Genomic DNA, 259 nt, shown 5'->3' with positions numbered 1-259 from the left:
ACTCGATACCCCGATCGAAAGCATCAGCGCCAGCCCCATGGCCGGCCTGTATGAAGTCAAGCTCAAGGGCAGCCGCGTGCTGTACGCCAGTGCCGATGGCCAGTACATCGTCCAGGGCTACCTGTTCCAGTTGAAAGACGGCAAGCCGGTCAACCTGACCGAAAAAGCCGAACGCCTGGGTGTGTCCAAGCTGATCAACGGTATTCCGGTGGCTGAAACCGTGGTCTACCCGGCCATCGGCGAAACCAAGACACACATC

The 259-nt window shown here is 59.1% G+C and carries 1 protein-coding gene; it reads left to right on the top strand.

Annotated features, from left to right (window positions below; all coding sequences use genetic code 11):
• Window positions 1–259, top strand: a 259-nt coding sequence (locus HWD99_RS18360) for a disulfide isomerase DsbC N-terminal domain-containing protein (RefSeq protein WP_241797631.1), incomplete at both ends; no start/stop codon positions are given.

The sequence above is a fragment of the Microbacterium sp. C5A9 genome (assembly GCF_022627955.1).
Classification (GTDB): Bacteria; Actinomycetota; Actinomycetes; order Actinomycetales; family Microbacteriaceae; genus Microbacterium.
This window is presented reverse-complemented; position numbering and strand designations above follow the sequence as displayed.